This window comes from Psychrobacter sp. Ps6 (assembly GCF_022129235.1).
Lineage (GTDB): Bacteria > Pseudomonadota > Gammaproteobacteria > Pseudomonadales > Moraxellaceae > Psychrobacter.
The window spans coordinates 161,749-185,168 of the sequence record NZ_JADQAI010000005.1 but is presented as its reverse complement, the minus strand read 5'-3'; the positions used below and the strand labels follow the sequence as shown (position 1 = coordinate 185,168).

17 protein-coding genes are annotated in these 23,420 nt (G+C 44.0%); 6 read left to right on the top strand and 11 right to left on the bottom strand.

The features are described from left to right. Positions 1-56: 56 nt before the first annotated feature. Together I3255_RS07880 and recD are read left to right on the top strand one after the other, a co-directional pair. A complete protein-coding gene (locus I3255_RS07880) occupies positions 57-4,550 on the top strand; it encodes a UvrD-helicase domain-containing protein (RefSeq protein WP_238038330.1) in 4,494 nt (1,497 codons plus the stop codon). Positions 4,551-4,623: 73 nt separating this feature from the next. Then, positions 4,624-6,828: an exodeoxyribonuclease V subunit alpha gene (gene recD / locus I3255_RS07875; RefSeq protein ID WP_238038423.1), complete on the top strand. Its 2,205-nt coding sequence runs from the start codon at positions 4,624-4,626 to the stop codon at positions 6,826-6,828. 82 nt (positions 6,829-6,910) lie between these two features. Here recD and I3255_RS07870 read toward each other — a convergent pair whose 3' ends face one another. Together I3255_RS07870 and I3255_RS07865 are read right to left on the bottom strand one after the other, a co-directional pair. Next, a complete protein-coding gene (locus tag I3255_RS07870) occupies positions 6,911-7,474 on the bottom strand; it encodes a hypoxanthine-guanine phosphoribosyltransferase (protein ID WP_238038329.1) in 564 nt (187 codons plus the stop codon). Positions 7,475-7,566: 92 nt separating this feature from the next. Then, positions 7,567-8,235 carry a hypothetical protein gene (locus I3255_RS07865; RefSeq protein ID WP_238038328.1) on the bottom strand — a complete coding sequence of 223 codons (669 nt, stop codon included), beginning with the start codon at positions 8,233-8,235 and terminating at the stop codon, positions 7,567-7,569. Between the two features lie 307 nt (positions 8,236-8,542). Here I3255_RS07865 and I3255_RS07860 point away from each other — a divergent pair, with 307 nt between their 5' ends. The 3 genes from I3255_RS07860 to I3255_RS07850 all read left to right on the top strand — a co-directional run bounded on the left by I3255_RS07860 (position 8,543) and on the right by I3255_RS07850 (position 11,739). Continuing rightward, positions 8,543-10,225, top strand: coding sequence for a carbon starvation protein A (locus I3255_RS07860; protein WP_238038327.1), 1,683 nt, complete (start codon positions 8,543-8,545; stop codon positions 10,223-10,225). Between the two features lie 115 nt (positions 10,226-10,340). Beyond that, on the top strand, positions 10,341-10,661 hold the full coding sequence (locus tag I3255_RS07855; RefSeq protein WP_238038326.1) for a cory-CC-star protein: 321 nt from the start codon (positions 10,341-10,343) through the stop codon (positions 10,659-10,661). Positions 10,662-10,713: 52 nt separating this feature from the next. Further along, a complete protein-coding gene (locus I3255_RS07850; protein WP_238038325.1) occupies positions 10,714-11,739 on the top strand; it encodes an ArsA family ATPase in 1,026 nt (341 codons plus the stop codon). A 30-nt stretch (positions 11,740-11,769) separates the two neighbouring features. Here I3255_RS07850 and I3255_RS07845 read toward each other — a convergent pair whose 3' ends face one another. From I3255_RS07845 to I3255_RS07835, 3 genes are all read right to left on the bottom strand, one after another. Beyond that, positions 11,770-13,437: a DUF3482 domain-containing protein gene (locus I3255_RS07845; protein ID WP_238038324.1), complete on the bottom strand. Its 1,668-nt coding sequence runs from the start codon at positions 13,435-13,437 to the stop codon at positions 11,770-11,772. A 128-nt stretch (positions 13,438-13,565) separates the two neighbouring features. Continuing rightward, positions 13,566-14,540, bottom strand: a complete 975-nt coding sequence (locus tag I3255_RS07840) for a sterol desaturase family protein (protein ID WP_238038323.1) — start codon at positions 14,538-14,540, stop codon at positions 13,566-13,568. Between the two features lie 122 nt (positions 14,541-14,662). After that, positions 14,663-16,042, bottom strand: coding sequence for a DUF2868 domain-containing protein (locus tag I3255_RS07835; protein ID WP_238038322.1), 1,380 nt, complete (start codon positions 16,040-16,042; stop codon positions 14,663-14,665). Positions 16,043-16,233: 191 nt separating this feature from the next. Here I3255_RS07835 and I3255_RS07830 point away from each other — a divergent pair, with 191 nt between their 5' ends. Next, positions 16,234-17,013 (top strand): SDR family oxidoreductase, encoded by a 780-nt coding sequence (locus I3255_RS07830; RefSeq protein WP_238038321.1) that lies wholly within the window; start codon positions 16,234-16,236, stop codon positions 17,011-17,013. A gap of 39 nt (positions 17,014-17,052) precedes the next feature. Here I3255_RS07830 and I3255_RS07825 read toward each other — a convergent pair whose 3' ends face one another. The 6 genes from I3255_RS07825 to I3255_RS07800 form a co-directional block, all read right to left on the bottom strand. Continuing rightward, positions 17,053-18,594: a bifunctional 2-methylcitrate dehydratase/aconitate hydratase gene (locus I3255_RS07825; RefSeq protein WP_238038320.1), complete on the bottom strand. Its 1,542-nt coding sequence runs from the start codon at positions 18,592-18,594 to the stop codon at positions 17,053-17,055. A 152-nt stretch (positions 18,595-18,746) separates the two neighbouring features. Beyond that, on the bottom strand, positions 18,747-19,373 hold the full coding sequence (locus I3255_RS07820) for a GNAT family N-acetyltransferase (RefSeq protein WP_238038319.1): 627 nt from the start codon (positions 19,371-19,373) through the stop codon (positions 18,747-18,749). A gap of 70 nt (positions 19,374-19,443) precedes the next feature. Beyond that, the gene (locus tag I3255_RS07815) at positions 19,444-21,297 is read right to left on the bottom strand and encodes an ABC transporter ATP-binding protein (RefSeq protein ID WP_238038318.1); all 1,854 of its coding nucleotides are present in this window, start codon (positions 21,295-21,297) and stop codon (positions 19,444-19,446) included. Positions 21,298-21,336: 39 nt separating this feature from the next. Beyond that, positions 21,337-22,590 carry a 2-methylaconitate cis-trans isomerase PrpF gene (gene prpF / locus I3255_RS07810; protein ID WP_346268621.1) on the bottom strand — a complete coding sequence of 418 codons (1,254 nt, stop codon included), beginning with the start codon at positions 22,588-22,590 and terminating at the stop codon, positions 21,337-21,339. Between the two features lie 80 nt (positions 22,591-22,670). Next, complete coding sequence (locus I3255_RS07805; RefSeq protein WP_037025847.1) at positions 22,671-22,931, bottom strand: Txe/YoeB family addiction module toxin; 261 nt, start codon at positions 22,929-22,931, stop codon at positions 22,671-22,673. Positions 22,932-22,966: 35 nt separating this feature from the next. Continuing rightward, on the bottom strand, positions 22,967-23,254 hold the full coding sequence (locus tag I3255_RS07800; RefSeq protein ID WP_238038317.1) for a type II toxin-antitoxin system prevent-host-death family antitoxin: 288 nt from the start codon (positions 23,252-23,254) through the stop codon (positions 22,967-22,969). Positions 23,255-23,420 lie beyond the last annotated feature (166 nt).

Sequence of the window (23,420 nt, the reverse complement as noted above, 5' to 3'; positions counted from 1 at the left end):
TAATAACGCTTTTATCCTTTTGATCTAATAGATAATAATTAAAAGTATACGTCCATATGACAGATTTTACCGACATAACCAATACCGTTGATATCTCTACACAACCAAATTTATTTGATGAGCATTCAGATGCTACAGTTGAGCCCAAGACAAAAGAAGAAGTGCCGCCAGCGGTTGCTGTTGCTTTAACGGGTCGGCACCTTATCGAAGCCTCAGCGGGTACAGGTAAGACTTGGACGCTGACTGGCATTGTGCTGCGTCTACTGATTGAGGCACGGCGTGTGCCAGAGCAAATCATTGCCACCACCTTCACTCGAGCCGCCGCCGCCGAAATGCGTCAGCGCATCCACGACCGTCTGGTAGAGTTTTATCAGCTATTGCAATGGGTTAATAACCTGAGTGCAGATACCAAGAACAAAGATAACTTATATCTCAACCTATTGCAGGTACTGCCTGACAGTAACGATAACAATAACAACAAGGGTAAGTCGGAAAGCAATGATTCAAGCGTCGAATCAAATGCCAAAACAGAGTTTGATGAGTTTAATCAAGATACTAGCCATGATAAGCAGATGGCTAGAGAAAAGCGCGCACAAGTCAAAAAAGAGCGTGAAAAGTGGTTGATAGAGCAAGCCGAACATGTACGCCTAGATGGCATCATGCAAGATCCCGTGAACCTGCATCTGGTCGGTTATTTGCTTGATCATGTGTATAGCTATCCTATGGCAGAGGCGATCCGGCGCACCGCACTGGTATTGACCACATTGGACAAACTCTTTGTGGGTACGCTCGATAGCTTGGCGCAAAAGTGGCTGAAGGAATACAGTAGTGAAACCGGTCATCAGCAAGGCATGGCGATTATCGAAGACAGTAGTATCGAGCAGGTTACGGATAGTATTATTCATGATGAGCTGCGTCAGTTTCAAAGCCGTTTATATCATGAGCAACCTAAATTATATGCGCTTATGGATCAGCAAGGTAAGCTGACAGCAGTAGGTGATCATAAAAAATTAGTTTCGCGCTCGCTTAATTTTATTTCTGCGCCGATTGATGAGATAACACTAGAGCAAGGTTTTGATTTTGATGCGTATGAAAAGCTGATTCATGAGTTTGCCCAGTTAGATTTGGCAGATATTCAGCCCTATCTAAATCCCGATTACAGAAAATCTCAAGGATTTCGTGGGAATTCAAATTTAACCAACCATTTTGATGCTTTGGTCGATGTACATCAAAAGGTAGCGCAATATCAGCTAGCATTTAACAGCCACTTGAATGAGCGTGACAATAAGATTCTGACCGCTTTGCAGGATGCCAGATATCCAAATGAAGACGGCAAAATTAAAAACTTCAATAAAGATAGAGAAAAAGAGCACCAGACCCTTTTTGATTTAGAGACCATTAGTAAATTAATGGCGCTCTTAGATATGACTGACCAATTAAATCAGCATATCCTATTAGTTCTAGCCAACCTTAATCGTCATATCGTGCTTGCCGTACGTGACAGACTGCCCGTTATCTTAGAGGAGCGAGGGGAGACCACCTTTAGTCTGCAGATGGTACGCTTAAACCAAGCACTAACGGGTCGGCAGGGGGATAAGCTGGCGCGTTATATACGTCACCATTACCCAATTGCATTAATTGATGAGTCGCAAGATATTAATGGCGAGCAGGCCATTATGATTGAAAGTATCTATTTTCCAAAGAGCAAACGCAAACAGTCGGATAATGACAAGCAATCTACCACAAATAAATCCAATCATGAGTTTTTGCTACTGGTTGGTGACCCAAAGCAGGCGATTTATGGGTTTCGTGGCGGTGACGTGACCAACTATAATTATATGAAAGCGCAGTTTGACAGAAGTACCATTTGGACGCTCAACACCAACCGGCGCTCCACCCTCAGTTTGATTAATGCACTCAATTGCTGGTTCGGTATACCTACAGCAACGACTGCTGAAAACAAGCTGGCGCAGCTGGGCAGTGGTATTTATTATCAGCATAGCAAAGCCGCAAAAGAGAATAGTAAATTGTCTTGGTTCAAAGACTCAGGCGCAAAAGATAGTAGCTTGGTGACTGACGTGCTCTCTGCTCAGCCAGTGAGTGTATTGCACCTGCCTAATGGTAAAGAGGCAGAGCTTGATTATGATGAGTATGAAATCACCGCTCGTCACATTGCTATTTTGCTCAGTAGTGGTCAGACATTAAACGACCAGCCGATTCAGCCCAGTGATATTGGGGTGTTGGCACGTACCAAAAAAGATTTAAAGCAGGTTGAAGACGAGTTAGTCAAACTGGGCGTGCCCACCTTGACCACCAGCGACGTCAGCATCTTTGAAACGATTATGGCAGAGGATGTGGCAGCGCTACTCAGTGCCATGTTATACCCGTATCGTCATGATATGATTAATCGGGTATTAACCAGTCATCTATATGGGCTGAGTATTAAAGATATCAAAGCCATGATGACGGATCATGAGTCAGGTGTGGTTGATAGTGACGACAGACTTAATACTATCAATCCAAATAGTAGCGATGTTCAAAATGGGGAACATCAAAAGAGCTATCAGGATTTTATTACTTATCTAAAAGAAGGCGCACAGCGTTGGCAGCATTTTGGGATTTTATCGGCGCTACATTACTTACTAGATAAAAGCCCCATACAGTCACAAGGCGTTTGGCAAGCACTAGCCGCTCATCCAGAAGGTGATCGACATATCATGGATTTGCGCCATGTGATGGACATATTGGCGCAGTATGGACTAGGTATGGGTGAGCATGAGCTGTTAGCTTGGTTTAGACAGCACATAGAGGCTGCACCCAACAGCGATTGGGCCAAGCAGTATCCGCTACCCACAGAGTCTGGCGTGCAGCTCATGACTATTCATAAGTCAAAAGGACTTGAGTTTCCCATCGTCTATGTACTGGGTATGGGAGATGCCAGTAGGAAGTCAGGCAACAAAGAAGACTATGGACTGTATCTGTATAACGCTCAGCAAGCGCCTTCAGCGTTAGTACAGCAATCAGCAGAGGGTCAGTCAATAGGTAATCAGCGTCGTTTCTCACCATTGCAGGGCTCTGCTACTGTAGAGGACTATTATACCGATATCGAAACGAAAGAAGGCTTTGATGAGCTGCGCCGTCTTGGGTATGTGGTATTTACGCGGGCTAGCGAGCAACTTTATGTGGTGTTGCGAGACCCTAATGACACAAGAGATATGAAGCGCAAACCAGTATTTTATTGGTTTGACTCTCTAGACGCAAAATTTGAATTACCTGATAGGCTAAAAGGCACGATAGGCATGCTTAGAGGGCATAATATTAATGAATTCTATAATAGTCATTATGCTAAAACCGTAACGTCGACAGATACCAAAGACACCAAGCTTACCATCGAACCCACGACACAATCTATTGAGTATGTTCCTTTTGCTGAGGTCATGAAAACGAGTTATTTTTATGGTTGGGCTAAGACCAGCTTTACGGCTCTGGCGCGTCAGCTAGACGAATCAACGCAAGCAATGGCTGTCGTGGACGAGCGTATTGATGATGCGATAGACATTGATATGGCAGACGCTGCAGTGTCGTTAGAGCCTTACCCTAATAGCAGCCTTGATAGTGATACGTCTCTCGAAAAAGTCGATGAGATAAGTCTGAAATCAGAAGAGGATATTCGCTTTACCTTTATAAAAGGTGCTAATGCAGGTACATTTTTGCATGAGATATTCGAAAAAATTGATTTCACTAATAAATCGCAGTGGTCTGGGGTGATCGATAGAGCAGTGAGTAGTTATCAGTTGCCGCTGGTGTATAGCAGTGCTGAACATCAAAGCCGTAGGTCACAGGTAAAGAGGGAAGGAAAGGTCGACTCATTTGACTCTGAGTCAATAGACACGACAAAGCATGAGGCATTGATTGCTTGGATTGAAGAAGTGCTGAGTACCCCGCTATTGGCCTCCAATCAACCCTTATGTGCTCTGGATGCAGGACAGCGATTTGCCGAATTAGAGTTCAATATGGGATTGTCAGAGCGCTTTAAAGCAGAAGATATCAGTAAACTGTTTCAACAGTATCTGCCTGATGAGACAGACAAACATGTCAATCTTGTACCGCAAAATAGAACGCACTTGTATCGTTACTTACGTGGTGAAATCGACTTGGTTTATGAACATGCTGGTAAGTACTATGTGGTCGATTATAAGAGTAATTTTTTAGGAAATAGCCTAAGCGATTATAATGAAAATACACTTAAGAAAACCATGTCCAAAGCAGGATATTGGCTACAGGCAGCAATTTACCAAGTAGCGTTACATCGATTCCTTTCAATGAGAATCGCTGATTATGTCGGCAATGAAGCTAAGTATTTAGGGGCGGTAGAATATGTCTTTCTAAGAGGGGTATATGACCCCAACTCTCAAGCAGCTGCTACCGTATCGCAAGATGTTAATAAAACTAGCGCATCACCACACAACGACCGTTATGGACTCGTGACTTGGGATATTCCAATCGATTTTATCAAAGGTTTAGATGGGCTGTTTGGTGTACCTGATTAGTAGATCATACATAACGACTATCATTAATCAAAAATTCTAAAAAGATCAAACAGGTCAAAATAGAGACAAATATATCATGAGCAATAATAATAAAAGCAGTGCAGTAATTGGATTACAAGAAAGCTGGGCCAGTAATATCAGTGATTATATCTTGCTACGCCGTGAGCAAACGCGTATAGCGTACGACGCGACGGATTCAAAGGCGAGTAATGAGAGCAAACAGGTAGACAAGACAAAAGACAATTATTTATTTAACGCATTGTTCATGATGTTAGCGACTCATTTAGAAGAGGGCCATACCGTACTGACCATTGAGGCCTCCAAGCAAGAAGAGGTATTGCAAGGTGAAATCAATAATGAGTCGGTTACATTCTACGCGTGGCAGCAACAGTTATTAGAGATGCTAGCAACGCCAATCTTTGCGCTCATAGATACTAAATTGAATACTCAACCGGAGAATCAAGCTACCGCCGAAACGTCGATATTTGCATTGCTAAGCACATTATTTGATAAGCGGGATCAGCTATGGATACAGTTGGCGCTAAGTAATCATGAAAAGGACATGCTAACCAAGCGTTTTGATACGATTGCCAAGGTATTTCAGCTACTGAAAAATACCGATTTTACTTTTTTTATGAATCTAGTTAATAAGCATGATTTGTTTGCTGAGGTTAAGGCTAGTACCAACAGTAATAATGAAGAAAATAGCCTAGGCAATGATAACCAACCTATTATTTACGAGATAACTAATAATCAAAGTTCAAATAACTCCATTACTTTTTGGCTGCATCGTGCATGGCAAGCCGAATTTAATTTAGCAAAAAACATCAGCAATATCTTGAATCAAAAAGTAAGCCCTTTGCCAATAGCCATACCTGAAAGTCTTCACGAAAATCAAATAAAGGCGATTAATGTCGCTAATAACAACGCGTTTAGTATCATTACCGGTGGTCCAGGGACAGGTAAAACATACACCGTTGCTCAGTTAGTTATGGCACTGCAACAAGCGACAGAGAGTAGAGGGGAGGGTTCTGAAAATATTAGATTTAGTACGGATAGTGCGAGTCTAGCACTAGCAGCGCCGACTGGTAAGGCTGCACAGCGTATGCAAGAGTCTTTGCAAGGGGCTTTGGATGCAGCTGACATAGATTTACAGCTGCAAGAAGCCAAAACCATCCACCGTTTGCTAGGTATTGGGCGGACGGGCAGACCTCGTTACAATACCGATAATCCACTTGGCGAAGATATTATCATTGTTGATGAAGCGTCGATGCTAGGAGTTGAATTAGCCAATTACTTGGTGAGTGCAGTAAAACCAGGGGCAAGACTTATATTGTTAGGAGACGCTAATCAGTTGGCAGCAGTCGATGCAGGCGCAGTATTGGCGGATTTATGCCGTATATCATCTCTACAACTCATTCATGCAGAGCTGACTGAAAGTCGCCGATTTGGTGCGGATTCAGGTATTGGTAAACTGGCTACTCAAATCAATAGAGCAGAGACAAACCTTCAAGCTATTTGGCAGTTATTAAGGCAAGACGATGCCTTGAGTTTTCAATACGTTAATACGTTGCAAGCAGAATTTATATCAAACAATCAGAAAAAAAATAGCCTAAGCAAAGAAAAAGATATTTCAAAAGTATCCCAAAATTACCAATCATATATAGGCAAAATTGAAAATTTACTGGAAAATCCAATAGAAAAATCTGTGCCAGAATCAATAAAAAGCACTATTGCATCATTGATGGAAATATTTAGTGAATTCAGAATATTAACTGCTGGCCATAATGGAGAGTGGGGCGATCATTACATTAACAATTATATCACCCAATGGCATCTCACTGAACTAAAGCTCCCACTGGGTCAAAACACATGGTTCCATGGTCGCCCTATTATGATTTTGCAGAACAACTATGAATTAGGATTATTTAACGGCGATATTGGTTTTTGCTTACAGACATCAGATGACAGAAGTCGATTGGAAGTGTTTTTTGAAAATAAGACACAAGGAATTGCGGTCAATCTACTCAACGAGGAAGTAGTCGCTACTGCATACGCTATGACGATTCATAAATCGCAGGGGTCTGAATTTGATCATGTCGCTATTACGTTTGATGATAGTCATACAAGGTTATTAAGCAAGGAGCTTATTTACACAGCGGTGACTCGCGCCAAAAAACAGGTAACGATATACAGTACAAAACACGCTTTTGAAAAGGCACTTCAAACACCGACTGAAAGACATACCGGTCTGTCCCTACAGTTTGAGTACTTATGATTATCATTCTGAGCATAAAAAAAGCATCCGATTTGGATGCTTTTCTTGACCTTAAATACTGTTAGTCACTTAGAGGTAAGACTTAAACCTTATCTTCTTTGATAGCATAGATACCTGGCAGGTGACGCAAGTAACCATGGAAATCCATACCACAGCCGTAGACATAACGATCTGCGACATTAATACCGACGAAATCAACATCAAAATCGGCAACTTTGCGGTCATGCTGCTTGTTTAGCAGCACACAAGATTCGAGAGATAATGGTTTTTCTTTATTTAGCTCTTCGACAACAGCCTTTAAAGTGATGCCTTCGTCAAAAATATCATCAATCAACAAGACGTGCTCGCCTTCGATACTCACATCAGGCTTGAATTTCCAATCAAGATCGCTAGTACCTTCGTTATCACGATAGCGTGTCGCATGGATATAATGCATACGATGGTAGAAAGTAAGATGCGTCAATAGTTGACCAGCTGGAATTAATCCACCGTTCATAACAACCATCACAATTGGGTTCAGACCAGCGTAATGTAGGTTAAGCTGAGCAGCCAAACGCTCATAAGCAGCTGCTACTTCTATACTGCTGATCAGGCACTCTGAGTTACGTAATGTTCTTTCGATTTCTTGATTGCTGATTTGGGTCATCGGGCGCACCTTTGGTGAAAAATGCCAAGTATTTTAACAAGTTTTGGTAAATTTTCCCAATGTTATATGACCATCTGGTCAAAATTTAGCAATTACTCTGGTTTTTCAATGATAAATGGACGGTAATAATTCGCCAAACGATTGAGCGAGTCGTTTGGTAGATCAGGTAGTAGCTTGTTAAGCGCCATATTCATCCCTTTATCAATCGCAGATTTGGCAACTGGCACTGACTTACGTTTGATCATACCTAATTTTAACGTTTCAGCGTAGCGGCTGACGAAGTGGGTCAATGTCGCTTCATTCATGGTTTCTAGTGCTGTTTTAAACTTAGCTCTATCTACGTGCTCTGGTGTGATAGCAGCAAAGCCTTCGACGATAGTTCTAGCATCTGTTTCTGACAATTTAAAGCCAATACGTTTTACGCCTTCATTATCAATAAAAGTTGCCTGGTCTTTTAGAAAGTGAAAGCTTGGAAGCACTTCTTCGTTACTTTCTTTACCAAGTAAAATATTAAGTAGGGTATCGGTTGAGCGCTCTATCATAGTGACGATTTTACGCATCGCGGCTTGGCGTTCAGGGTTTGGAATAATCTCTACCAAACCAACCAATAAATTGTCCGTTAGATCACGAGCTGTCTGGTGAGTGAGCGCGTCTCGATAAGGGTAATAATCTACTTGCTCATTTGAAGCAACGACTTGTTCGGCCTCGCTGATTAATACTTTTAATTTATCTGAAGGTACGAATCCAAAATAATGTGCCATTGTGCTTCCTTTATTTGTTGTTTTTCATGTCTTACTTGCGTTACATTTGTCGTGAAATCGGTTACCATTTAACCAGAATTTTAAACAAAGATTCACCACGCCATATGCTACTTAGTGACGCACCATCATTGTGTAATGCAAAAATTTGTTGGCTAATATTTATCACACATAATTTTTACAATTTATTCGGTGACGGGTCGGGTTATATGAATGACTCGCTGCACACTAATTTAGCATATTTTTTATATTTTGATTTAAAAAGCTTGAACTTATAAGACTACCTACTACTTGTCTAGGGAGAGATAAGATGAATAGTGCTATTGTACTGATATTCGGCGTTGCTGCTATGCTTTGTGGCTACGTGTTTTACTCAAAATTCATTGCTACCAAAATTTTAGCATTGGATAACAGTCGTCCCACGCCAGCGCATACGATGAAAGATGGGGTCGATTATGTTCCTACCAATAAATATGTACTATGGGGGCACCACTTTACCTCGGTGGCAGGCGCTGCACCGATTATTGGTCCCGCAATTGCGGTTATTTGGGGCTGGGTACCTGCCATCATTTGGGTGGTTCTCGGTACGATTTTTATGGCTGGTGTACATGATATGTCGGCCATTTGGGCAAGTATGCGCAATAGGGGGCAGTCAATTGGCTCTATTGCGGGTACGGTCATGGGCACACGTGTCCGCAGCTTGATGATGGTTGTGATTTTCTTATTACTATTGATGGTCAACGCGGTGTTTGGTGTTGCTATTGCTAATATGATGATAAAAACGCCCTCTGCTGTATTGCCTGTTTGGGGCGCCTTGGTGGTTGCCTTTATCATCGGTCAGTGTATTTATCGCTACAAGATGAATTTGGTTTGGGTATCTATTCTCGGGGTAAGCGCTTTATACGGGCTGATCTATCTTGGCCCTATGTTCCCGATTGTGTTACCTGAGACCGTGATGGGCTTACCTGATAACGCTGTATGGATTCTTATTTTATTCGCCTATGCGGCGATTGCTTCGTTGTTGCCCGTATGGATGCTGCTTCAACCTCGCGATTATATTAATGGATTACAGTTATTTGTCGGTTTGATTTTATTGTACGCAGCTATCTTTATTGGCACGCCAAATATTGTCGCGCCAGCAATAAACACAGCACTGCCAGTTGGCACGCCATCACTGATGCCGCTGTTGTTTGTGACGATTGCTTGTGGGGCGATATCAGGATTCCACGGATTGGTCGCGACAGGGACGACGTCTAAGCAGATTGATAAAGAAGAAGACGCGCGTTTCGTTGGTTATTTTGGTGCGCTAGGTGAAGGTATGCTGGCACTCGGCGCGATTCTGGCGGCAACCGCAGGTTTTGCTACCCTTGGTGATTGGCAAGCGGTCTATCAAAAATTTGGCGACGGTTCTATCGGTGCCTTCATTGATGGTGGTGCGACCATATTAAACGCAGGTGTTGGTATCGACATGGTACTATCACAGACGATGCTCACGGTCATGGCTGCATTATTTGCAGGTACGACTATGGATACTGGTGTACGCCTGCAACGCTATATTTTCCAAGAGTTTGGTGAGTTTTATAACCTGCCAGTCCTCAATAAAAGCGTGGTTGCAACATTACTTGCTGTCGGCAGCTGCTTGCTGTTGGCGTTTGGTGCCGGTGGTATTGATGGTGCTGGTGGTATGATTATCTGGCCACTATTTGGTACAACTAACCAGTTAATGGCGGCGTTAACACTAATGATCGTAACGGTTATCTTGTTACGTAAAGGCAAACCAGTTTGGTACACTTTAGCACCATTGACGTTCTTGCTAGTCATGACGGTATTTGCACTACTCATTCAGCTCAAAACTTTCTTCACTGATGGCAATTGGCTGCTTATCATTATGGATATCATTATCTTGATAGCAACCATCTTAGTGACGTTTGAGAGTCTGTCTGTGCTGCGTAAGGAATGGTCGATACACAAAGGCAAAAGCGATAACATTTAAACGCTAAACAATACTAAATATTTATCAACGCAAAAACGCTAGCAGCAATTGCTGGCGTTTTTTGTATCATATAGGCATGATAGATAAGAAAAACAGGAAGAAGGATGAGTAAATTATGGACAATAATGGTGCGTCAAACGAGCGAGAAATAACTAAAAACGTCCAATCACCAGAGAGCACTCAACCATGGTGGCAACGGTTTGTGGCTGGGTTGAATGAGTTTTATCATGCACCTTATCGCCAAACGATGGCACGCGCTGCTCGTGATGAAGAAGATTTTTTTATGCTGCTGATGTTTGCTGAGAGCTTAGGCATTGATAACCCTGCCAGCTTTTATACCTTAGAGTTACAACCATTATTTTTAGAAAATTTTCACGAATGGCACACGCGCATGGGTATGGATAGATGTCCATTTGACCATGTTGGTTGCTGCTAATCGTTTGCTGATGATAGAAAAATAAGAATAATATAAGAAATGAGATAAAAATATGGCATTACATCCTCTACATACATTAGTAGAACAACTAAAAGCACAACCGATTATATTTATTGGCGGTAAGGGCGGTGTGGGGAAAACCACCACTGCCGCCGCACTTGCCAGTTATTACGCAAGCCAGCAGCAAAAGACACTGATTGTCTCAACGGATCCAGCACACAGCTTGGGCGATGTACTAAATACACAGCTTAATAACGCAAAAACAGCAATATCACCTTATCTAGATGCTATTGAGTTAAACCCTGATGTAATCGTTGATGAGCACTTTGCTCAAGTTGAGCGTACGATTAAATCCTATGCCAATCCAGATATGATGCCCAAAATTCGTGAGCATCTGCGACTCTCAAAGTCGGCACCTGGCGCCCAAGAGGCGGCGATGCTCGAATCCATGTGTCAGCATTTAGTCGAAGCGGCAGATGCAGGCTATGAGAATATTATCTTTGATACGGCACCGACAGGGCATACCTTGCGGTTGCTAGTATTACCAGAGATGATGGGCGCGTGGACAGATGGATTACTTGCTCAGCAGCGACGGCAGGCTAAGCTGCGCTCAGTAGCGACACATTTGGACAGTCACAATCAAAAAAGCAGTCAAACGAATGACTATCAAAAGAACAACGTAGCTAATCCGTTTGCCGCAAAAAAATCTGATCGCTGGGAGCAAGCGGTATCGGTCTTAGAGAAGCGTAAGCAGTTATTTCGCCAAGCAGGACTACTGCTACATGATCGTACACAAACGGCAATTGTGTTGGTTATGACGGCTGACGTGTTGCCGTTGGCTGAGACCAAACGCGCTATCGAGCAGCTAGAAGAGAGTAAGCTTACGCCGGCAGCGATCGTTATTAATCAGTTGATAGCACCCACCCAGTCAGATGAGTTTTGGCTCCGCCGTGCTGAGCGCCAGCAGCACTTGATGCAGGATATCGAAAAGAATTTTTCTAAATATCCGTTGTATCCAATTTATCTGCAGCAAACAGACGTGCGCGGCACGGAGGCATTAAGCGCGCTACTAGAATAAATGTATAGTAAACAGTAGGACAGTAAATAATTAAGACTCACGCTTGTAGGACTGTAACTTACCCGACAGCGACCATGCCATATCTGCACGCAGCAGCTGCGCCTGTTCGGACTTACCACTGCTAAGCGATGACCATTGCGGTTTGCCACGGGCTTTTTTTAGCTCACTGGGTAATTTATTCACAGGCCATACGGTGATTGAATTGTTATCTTCATCAGTATTGCTGTTGCTATTATTGTGGTAATTACCATCATTTGACGATGTATCAAAGCTGTTTTTCTCGCCTTTGTATAATAGTTGAGTGGCATCAGTCGCAGCATGGCCGCGATGGCGTAGGGCAGTGAGTAAGTCGAGCGCTCGCGTTGCTAACAATGTCAACGTCGCAGGATCGATATACAAGCGTTTTACCCCAGTGATCCTATCTGCAATACTACTGGTGTTAGACAGTAACCCGCCTGCGATACCACCTATCGCTGCACCCAAACCCAATGTCGTACCTAGCGCTGCGGCATCAATACCTAGTCCTAACAGCGCACCTGCTGCCGCGCCAGAAGTAGTGCGAATGCCATAGCTCTTGAGTAGCTCAGGATCGAATGGATCTTGCTGATAGGCTTGTAATTCAAGCGGGGTGGTCGCGACGGCATTATCGTAGAACTTATAAAGATTAAGCAGATTGTGCTGCATCGCACGCTCACTTTGTCTAACCGCTTCTTGCATTTGTTCTAATACAGGCATCGGGTCGTCATCTTCATTAATCTCGCGTACAAAAGAAGCGACATTCAATAAAAAGTCAGCAATAATAACATTGGCCTCGTCATACAACTGCGCCCAGTCTTCAATCCGGCGCTGCATCAATTGCTCAAGCATCTCAGAATGAGTGAGCATGGTCGCTAGGTTTTGCCAAAGATGCATCTCATCTTCAAATTCAAAAGCAACGGAATCAAAGCGTGTGGAGATATGTAGATTGCGTCTTGCTAGCATGGTTTGCCAGTCATCAATATTGGCATTCTGACTGTCGGTAAAGTTAAAGACAGGCATCACCGGAATGGCAGCCCACGATAAAATCGCCAGCTCGTCTTTATACTTACCCAATACTGGCTCACGAGCGTCTACCACATAGATGGCCATGTCACTTGCCAGCAATTGACGAATCACTTTTGCTTCTTGGCTATAATCATAACTATCTAGAACACCGCTATCTGCACCTTGAGCGATATCTGATGCCAAAAATTGCTGTAAGCGCTCGATACCATCACGGCGACTGGCAGTATTGTCCTCCAACCAGTCCATAAGCCCTGATGCATCCTCCAAGCCAGGTGTATCGTATAATGCTACTAACACCTCGCCAGTTTGACTGTCTGTCAGCTGTGCTTGCTCGACATGACGTGTGGTCGCCGCTTCATTTTTGACCTCACCAAAATAGACATCACGCAATAACGTGCGCAATATGGAGGTTTTACCCGTATTGGTATGCCCCACAACCGCCAGTTTTAGCGCCTCACCATTAGCAATAGTCTTTTTTGTCGCAGTTGATGTAGGTTTCATGTCATGAGTTACCTTAGACTGCGCAGCCGTTATTGACGTTGTTGAATGCGAGGTGTCAGAGTTATTTTTTACTTCATTAGGCAACGCTTTGTCTGCAAAAAGACCTACAGCCTTTTGATGCTCGTGATTTTGGTTTTTATTGTCATTAGTCATAGCAGTTTCTTATTGTTATTGATGATCAAAGCACGGTAGCCATTTATTGTAAAACAAATCTGATGGCATGTTGGTTATGGATGCGTAGTGTCCATATCGTAAACCGTATTTTATGTATCCATGATACGCTATGAGATTGCCGTAGGTGGGCGCAGCAGTACCTTAATTTTTTTCCTAATGCCCTTAGCACGAAAAAACCGTTGCCACATTCGGTAAAACACCCCAAATATCAGACCAATAATATTATCGTGACTGATCTCACCAACAGCCCCATATTTGACGGGGTTATTGACGGTGTCTTCTTCTACGTAAGTGCCAAACCAGCGATCAAAAATAATGAGAACACCGCCATAATTTTGGTCAATATATTCACTATTGGTACCATGATGGGCGCGGTGGTTGGATGGGGTGTCAAAGATATACTCAACCCATTCTGGAAATTTCCCCACCGTCTCGGTATGGATAAAGAACTGGTAAATCAAATCTAAGGCATAAAAGAAAAATACCCAGACAGGATGCACACCCAGTAGCATTAATGGAACAAAGAACAACCACCAACCTGTCACCGAGTACAGCAGGCTTTGACGCATCGCAGTGGATAGATTCATCTTATCATCTGAGTGGTGCACGACATGCGCTGACCAAAACCAATTCATACGGTGTGATGCGCGATGGAACCAGTAATAGCTGAATTCAACCGCGACAAATATGGGTATGGCGGTGAGCCAGTTAACTTCGATGGTAAATAGTCGGTATTGATATAACCACAGGCAAATAGGCAGCACAATAAGTGCTTGGACAATCAATTCAAACCCGAGATAAGAGCCGCCCAAGCTAAAATTAGTCATCCCACGGCGCCAGCTAAAGCTTTCATTTTTCCCACGCTTGGACTGGTAAAACCACTCTGCTAAAAACAGTAAGAAAAATGGGCCACCAGCCAGCGGTAACAGCCATTCTTGCCAGTGGGCAGGTAAGACATTTACCAGCATTGGCTGCCATGACTCTGGCACAGCCATCAAGATACTTTGGTTTAGCGCCTCTTTGTACCCATCCAATAGCTGACCATACTCACCTGATGTTAAGAGGGTGTTATCTGTTGACATATCTGGCTCCTAGCCACTATAAAACATCCTTGTTATCCAAGAGATAGCCGTTTTTCTATATTACTGATTTATTTTATCCTTTTTATAAAAATAATTTTTATTAAATATCGCATTCAAAAATTTTAAGAATTAATATCCACCAATCCAATTTTGCGCGCAGAGAGCGCTGTTTGCCACTGCTGATAGCGTACAGCTTGCTTGTCTACTGATTCATCGTCAAGTGTCAAATCAGCATCACTAAGCAGCTGTACAATAAGTCCATCTTTTGCATGAGCGGCGATTTGATCAAGTTTGCGTAGCGTGCCGCGATCAGGCAGTGCTTTGCTATGAATCCCCAATAACACTTGCACAGGATGGTCGTCTAAGTAGTTTTTTAGCCGTGCCATGTCCTCACGATCATCGACGATACCAAAATTCTCAATCTCACTTGATTCTGAAAAATCATGACGGTCATTAGTCAACCCTGACTGCCACCATTTATCCTGATTTGAAGGATATTCAAGCAGGGCGACCAGTTTCTTACCGGCGCTAACGGTCGCCTTTGGTGCGATAGGTACGGGTGCTTCCGTAAAGTCATCGGCATCAACCACATGGCGCTGCCAAAAATTTATTATCTTTTGGTAATACGGTTGCTTAATATCTAACCGCATCTTTTTGCGGCGGAACATCAAGGCACAAAATACCCACGCTATCGCACGCGGGACAATACCGTACATCAGCAAGCTACCGACTAGCAATCCTGCCCACTGCCGCGCGACAGACAGTGGCATCGCTTCTGTGACCAACCTGCTTTGTGCAATCGCTGTACTATCCGGCACATCAAAACCAACCATGCTTGGTAGCCAGCCGAGTATTTGCGTTAAGCTCACAAGCGCCTGATCAGAGAGTAGGGTCGACTCCCAGCTAAAGCTATACTGACGTACGATCAATAAAAATATAATGGCAAGTAGCATACCGGTCAATGTCGCGAGCCACAACTGATGACTAAACCGTCCCAAATACCAACGCATACCGCTGTGCTGTAATTGGCGCTCATACAGAGCGACCGCCGCCTTGGTCACATCGTCTTTACCACGTATGAGATAGCTGGGACTGACAAAGCTGGCAAACCAACTGGGCGATTGCTGGTCTCGATTGATAAGGGTCATCATCAGCCAGCCACCAAGCATAATGGTATGAAAACCAAGCAAGCAGACCAATACATAAAAGAAGTTCACCACATTGGACTGCAATAGCGTGAACAGCCCCAAAAATCCTGAGATACACCACACCACGCTCATGACGATCATGATACCTTTGATGCGACCGTCTATTTTGCCCAGTACTCGCGCAAGTGCACCATTGCTATCGATGCGTGAGGCCCGTCGATGCAGCTTTTGGATAGGCGTGCCATCCTCGCTCTGTAGCTTTTCCGTGATTAGTAACGGGTCAGTGGCAAAGACGTGCTGATCGGTCTCTAAGGCACGTACCAGCTCGGTCAGTTGGTCTTGGGGTGATAGCATAAGGCGCTGATATCCGTATAAGAACGTCAATATAAGTAATGGAAAGCAAAAAACGCGGGTTTAATCGCTAAAAATTATTGTAGCGTATATAGAATGAGAATAATGTCTATTATTTTTATCATAGCAAACGCTCGTAAAATCAGCCAAAATGAATAAACAAACCAACACTTATAAAAAAGGGAAGGTGGCATATGAATAATAAAACCTATCTTATCATCGGCGGAACGGGCGGTATTGGTCAGGCTATGGTCAAGCAACTGGTACAGCAGACAGCTGTTAATCAAACTGACGGCTCATCTGATGAAAGTCGCAGCTTACGAGTATTCGCTACTTATCATCGCAGTGAGCCGAACTTTGAAGCAGAAAACCTGCACTGGTTGCCCATGAATATCAGTGATGAAGACAGTATCAAAAAAGCGGCCGACAGCATCAAGCAGACAGTTGGTCATGTCGATTGGGTCATCAACTGCGTGGGATTATTGCATACCAAGACTGCGCAGCCAGAAAAGGCATTGCGCCAAATTGACAGCGAGTTTTTTTTACAGAACATGCAAATCAATGCACTCGCCAGTTTGCTCATAGCCAAGCACATTAAGCCATTATTCGCCAAAGCTGAACGCAGCGCTGAGAATCCAGCGATTTTTGCGACCATATCAGCCCGTGTTGGCAGTATTACTGACAATCAGCTCGGCGGTTGGTATAGCTATAGAATGAGTAAGGCGGCGCTTAATATGGGGATGAAAAATTTGAGTATAGAATGGGGCCGATCACTCAAAGACGTGTGCGTGGTGGTTATGCAACCGGGCACAGTGAATACCCAATTGTCCGCGCCGTTTCAAGGCAATGTCGCTGAAGGGCATCTATTCTCGCCAGCGTATAGCGCTGAATGTTTATTGGAAGTGCTATCAGGGATGACGGCTGCCCAATCAGGCAGTTTTGTCGATTGGGCTGGAGAGTCGATACCGTGGTAATAAATATATCAACAGAATGAGACATTAGTCACTGAGACGTTAATAAGCCATAAATAAGTCCATAAACTCGTTCACTGGCATTTGCTCCAATTTTTCTTGATCGTCACACAGCTCGATGATCTGCTGACAACGACTGTCGATAAATCGGGTGGCCAGACTGGCACGGAACTTTGCCTCAAGTATGGGAATGCCTTCGGCACGGCGGCGTTTATGACCGATAGGATACTCGATGGCGACTTTTTCTGTGCTACTGCCATCTGTAAAGAATACCTGAATAGCATTGGCAATAGAGCGCTTACTGGGGTCATGGTAGTCTTTTGAATACTGCGCGTTTTCTTCTACTACCATTTTTTCGCGTAGCTCATCGATTGATAAATGCTCTTCGTGATAATCATCTTCATAGTTCTCCGCCATCAGATCGCCTGTCAATAAGGGAACAGCCACCATATATTGTAAGCAGTGATCTCGATCGGCGGGATTGGCAAGCGCGCCTTCCTTTGAGATGATGCGAATCGCTGAATCATGGGTGGTTAGGACAATTTTTTCAATATCATCAATTCGACCTTTCACATGTGGGTGCAAAATAACCGCCGCTTCACAAGCAGTCTGGGCATGAAACTCAGCAGGAAAGCTTATTTTAAATAAGATGTTTTCCATCACATAACTACCAAAATCTCGCTGGAATTTAAAGCGACGATCGTCTTCAGGCTTTGTGGCGAAATCTTTATTGGTATGGCTAAACAGCACATCATAGAATCCCCACTGCGGTGCAGTTAATGCGCCAGGGATACCCATTTCACCACGTGCTGTGATATCTACCAGACGTACCGCTCGACTGGTTGCATCACCTGCCGCCCATGATTTGCGACTGCCAGCATTGGGTGCGTGACGATAGGTGCGCAGTGCCTGACCATCAACGATGGCTTGTGAGATAGCTGCCATGATGCGCTCGCGTGGCAGCTGATAGAGTTTGGCGACCACCGCAGTTGAGGCCAATTTGACCAAAAACACATGATCAAGACCCACACGGTTGAATGAGTTTTCGAGTGCCATCACACCTTGAATCTCATGCGCCATGATCATCGCCTCGAGCACGGTTTTCATCGTAAGCGGAGTTTGCCCTTGGCTGATGTTTTTTTGACTGATATAGTCGGCGACCGCCAAGATGCCGCCCAAGTTATCAGACGGATGACCCCATTCAGCAGCGAGCCACGTATCATTATAGTCAAGCCAGCGCACCATACAGCCGATGTCAAAAGCGGCTTTGATGGGGTCTAGTCTATAGGACGTGCCAGGAACGCGAGCGCCATACGGCGTTATTTGATCGGGGCAATCAGGCCCCAAGTGCTTGGTACACTCAGGGAAGCGCAGTGCCAGTAGTCCACAGCCGATGGTATCCATGAGACAGTGGCGCGCTGTATTCCACGCATCAGTGGGGTTTGATGACTCGTTGTCTATTGAGTAATTGAGCACATAATCGGCGATTTTTTGGATTTCATCGTCATATTCTGGACGAATATTGCTCTCTACCGTTGCCTCATTCGTATTTGAGTGGGCTGTATCTGAACTGGTATTTGACATGGTTGTTTCCTCTTCCTTGAGTGTGCTAACTTTTCGCTTTTTTGACGCATGCTCGCAGTCATCCTTTTAAAGCGGTTATCTTTCAAAAGTAGCACACTCAATATGGAACAACCAGACTGAATTATGTTAAGAAGTAAAACTTTGTAGGCCGTTTAAATCATCAAATACAACAAGCCTAAAATGAACAGCGCCGCTATAATAAACAGCAGAAAACTCAAAATTTTGGTTGTGGTTGATGCAGTATCCACACTTTCTTTTCTTACTTTGTTTTTCTTAGCAACGTATAGCACCATCTTCACGTGCTCAATATTATCTTCAAGATAATGCTCACCTTCAGGTACAAAACCCAAAGACTCATAAAAGCTCAGCAAATACACTTGCGCCGAGATAATAATCGGACGCTTTTTACCGTACTTTTTTCGGCAATGAGTGATAGCCTGAGTCATTATTTGGCGTGCTAGGCCGTCACCTCTGTGCTCTGATAGCACAAGCACTCTACCAATAGCAGGCATGGCAGTGTGGTTGGTCTTGATCGCAGGATCAGCGATCGATAGATTGGATTTTAGCTTATTGAATTCAGGTGGAATGATACGGCAATATCCGACCAATGCTGCATTTTGATGGGCAATCAAATGCAAGCAATCAAAATCCACTTCATCCATATCTTGATAAGCACAGTTTTGTTCGACGACAAACACTTGCGAGCGCGCCTTTAGGATATGGTAAAGGTCAACTGAGGTTAGCTCGTCAAAGGTTTTGATAGAAAATTCACAATTCATAATATCTAGCTTCTAGCGATAAGCGGTAAAATAGGGGCATTATAACGATTTAGGCAGTCATTCACCATGCCTAACCATTTAGGGTTTGGCTGATTTTGTCTAAATTTAAGCTATCCGACATGGCGCTAAAGATCTCAAAGTATTTGCCGCGTTGGGCATAAAGTACCTCATGGGTACCTGTCTCAACCACTTCGCCATTTTCTATCACCACAAGATCGTCGGCATCAATGATTTGAGCAATATTGTGCGAGACCATGATGACGGTACGGTCTTTTTTGATCAGATCGAGGCTTTTTTTGACCTGTTGACTGGCGATGGCATCGAGACTGGCGGTCGGCTCGTCCAAAAACACAATTGGTGGATCTTTTAAAAACATCCTTGCCAGTGCAATCCGCTGCTGCTGCCCGCCTGATAGGGACTTGGCGGTACTCTCGTAACCGTCTGTCAAGGCGATGATTTGTTCATGTATAGAGGCTTTTTTTGCCGCTCCAATGATGTCATCAATGCTAGCATTCATATCGCCATAGCGGATATTTTCACTGATTGTCCCTGAAAAAATATGATTGCTTTGTAGTACCAAGCCAATGCGCTGACGCAACTCGTGGGTATCACAATCAGCCAAATCATGACCATCTAGGCAGATCGTGCCAGCGTCTGGCGCATAAAATTTGACCAATAGATTGATAATCGTGCTTTTACCGGCTCCAGAGAGACCGACTAGTGCCGTGATACGGTTGGGCTTGATGGTAAAGCTGACGTCTTTGAGCGCTTGCGTACCATTAGGATAGGTGAAATCGACATTTTTAAGCTCGATATGACCCTTTAGGTTGTCGCTACTGATACCAGCAATATTTTCAACTTGTTTATCATCTTCTAAGATATCAAAAAACCCTTCGGCATAGGTCAATGCATTATTAATTTGGTCGTAGATGCGATGCAGCTGTCGGATAGGGGCGGCGACGTTTTGAAACAGCATGACATGAAACAAAATCATACCAATGGTCATCTCACCTTGTAGCACAAAATAAGCCGTGAGAAGGATAATAACCACGACGCCAATCTGCTCAATAAAGGTTTTGATGGCATCATAAATAAAGCCAATACTACGAATACGCAGCTGATTATCGGTCATTTCCTTTTGAATAGTTAAATGCTTCTCAGCTTCGATAGATTCACGAACAAAGGATTTCACCACGCTGATCGAATTGATCAAAGAGATTACCAAACCGCTTTTGGCCTCGCGAAACCCGCGCATCTGCCGACGAAAACCCTGCAGACGCTTGGCTTGTTTTTGGCTGATAAAAAAGTAAATGGGTATGATGACAAGACCAACCATGCCGACCCAAAAATTGGTCGAAAACATGATGATAAGCGCCACGATCGCATTGGCAAATAGTGGCAGCATATCGATAAAGAAGTTTTGTACGAGGCTCGTGAGACTGCTGACCCCATAATCAATACGGGTTTGCAATTTGCCACTATCATTTTCACTACTGGTATAAAATGCCATGCGATAAGTAAGAATGCGCTCAATGATCTTTTGAGACAAGTCGCGCGACAAGTTGATGCGTATTTTTTCACCAAAAAAACGCTGACCAAAAGAGATAAATATAGACAGTATCTCTTTGGTCAGGAGGACAGCGCTAATAATGCCTAACATACGCAGACCTGCCTGCCACGGTTCGGCAAGCGTGGCAATTTCGGTCAAGGTATCGACGGTATAACGTAGTACAAACGCATTGACCTGCGCGGTAAAGGAGCCTAGAGCAGTCAGCGCTAAGGTAGCAATGATTAGTAAGCGGTAGGGCGCGGCAAATACAGCCAGTTTTTTGAGAATGTCCCATAGTAGCGCCCGCCGTTCTTTTTTCTCGACTGGCGGTTTTTTGTCTAATTGCACACGGCGGGGTTGGGGAGATGTTGGCATGACACTCTATCAAAAATTAAAATAAAGCCATGACTATGCTTAAAACGCATCTGCAGGCACAAAAACCTCACCGACCATGATACGCCTTGCTGAGCGACTCATCGACACTTTTTTGGCTTGCCAGCGTCCATCGACCTGTTCAGTCTTACCACCGACGAGTAATGTCCCTGATGGATGACCAAAACGTACCTCATTAAGCTCGCCACCGCCAGCAGCCTCGTTAACAAGCGTACCTTGCGTGGTCGCGGCAGCAGCAATCGCGACCGCTGCCGTCCCCATCATGGCATGATGCAATTGCCCCATACTCATGGCACGTACGACTAGATCAATCTCGCCTGCATCGACTGACTTACCACTCGACGCCGTGTAACTTTTTGCTGCGCCAACCCAAGCGATTTTAGGAATGTGTTGGCTGGTTTGCGCCTCAGAGACATCTTTAAACACTCCCATCGCCACACCGCCTTTGGCACGGAGTTTTTCAAGGGTAGCAAGTAGATCGCTGTCGCTGTTGATGTCACCTTGCAACTCAGTACCGGTAAAGCCTAAATCTTCTGCGTTCATAAAGATAGTCGGTATGCCCGCGCTAATAAAGGTCGCTTTGACGCTATTAGTATCAAGGCCACAACCCGTCACATCAAAATCATCGTCCAAGTTGCCAGTAGGGAACATATCGCTTGTGGCATCAACCGGATCAATAAACTCAATTTTGACTTCAGCTGCTGGGAAGGTGACGCCATCTAATTCAAAATCGCCCGTTTCTTGAACCTGTACTTTGTCGTTTGTATCTTTATATACAGGCACATGAGCAATAATCGTCTTACCAATATTCTCTTGCCAAATGCGTACTTCACAAATGCCACTATCTTGATTGTCATCAATGCTATTAGCAATCTTGTCGGCATCAACCAAACCCATATTTATGGCACAGGCACCAACCGCTGCGGTTAAATTGCCACAGTTTCCCGCCCAATCAATCATAGGCTTGGCGATATTAACTTGTCCAAACAGATAATTCACATCATGATCAGGTCTATCTGATTCGGATAAGATAACCGTCTTTGAGGTGCTGGAGCTACCATTGCCGAGACCATCGATTTGCTTGCCATAAGGATCTGGGCTGCCGACGACGCGCAATAAGAAGTTATCCCGCGCCTCGCCAGCGACTTGGCAACGCTCAGGCAAATCAGATAGTTTAAAGAACGTGCCTTTTGAGGTACCGCCGCGCATATAGGTTGCGGGGACAGATAGTTGCGGGGCGAAAGGGGTTTTTGATTTAGTATTGGTTTGGGCCACTGTATTAAGTCCTTTTTATATTGTTATAAGATTGGGTATGGCGTCATCAGCAAGTAAACACGAACGACTAAGAACGCTCATTAATAATGATAGCGACAAGAGATAATCGTAAGATAGTTATCATCGACGGCATATACCAACCGATTGGCGTCGTCGATACGTCTTGACCAAAATCCAGATAGGTTTTCTTTTAGGGGTTCAGGTTTGCCAATGCCTTCAAACGGATTACGCTTACATTCGGTGATGAGTTTATTAATACGTTTGAGTGTTTTTTTATCTTGCGTTTGCCAATACAGATAGTCTTTCCACGCAGCATCTGTCCATGCTAGTTGTTCACTCATTATTAGACCCTTTGGATTGATTAAAGCCTTTGAGTTCAAGCATTCTCAGCGTTGATATCATTATCTTCTGCCGTATCAATTAACTCGCGCGTCACGGTCTTGCCAGCTTTATATTGGGCAATAGAGTCCGCTAAGTGCGCCGCATTGGCAGGAGATTTTAATAGATAGACGGTTTCCATCAGACTATTGTAATAATCAAGCGACATCACAACGGCATCATCAGCGTCACGGCGGGTTACGATAGTGGCATTGGCATCATCGTTTACCGTATCTAAGACGGATTTTAGGTGCTTTCTGGCTTCTGAAAAACTAACGACTCTCATGGTTTGCTCCTTTCATAATACGCTTCATGACTTGTACAATATATAGTACATGTTACGCTATTGATTAAGTAAACTCAATATTTAGCTGCTATCTAGTACTTAGGAGTAAGTCACAAAACTCAGTGTATAGAACGCAAAAGCAAATAAAAGCCGACGTCATATAAGG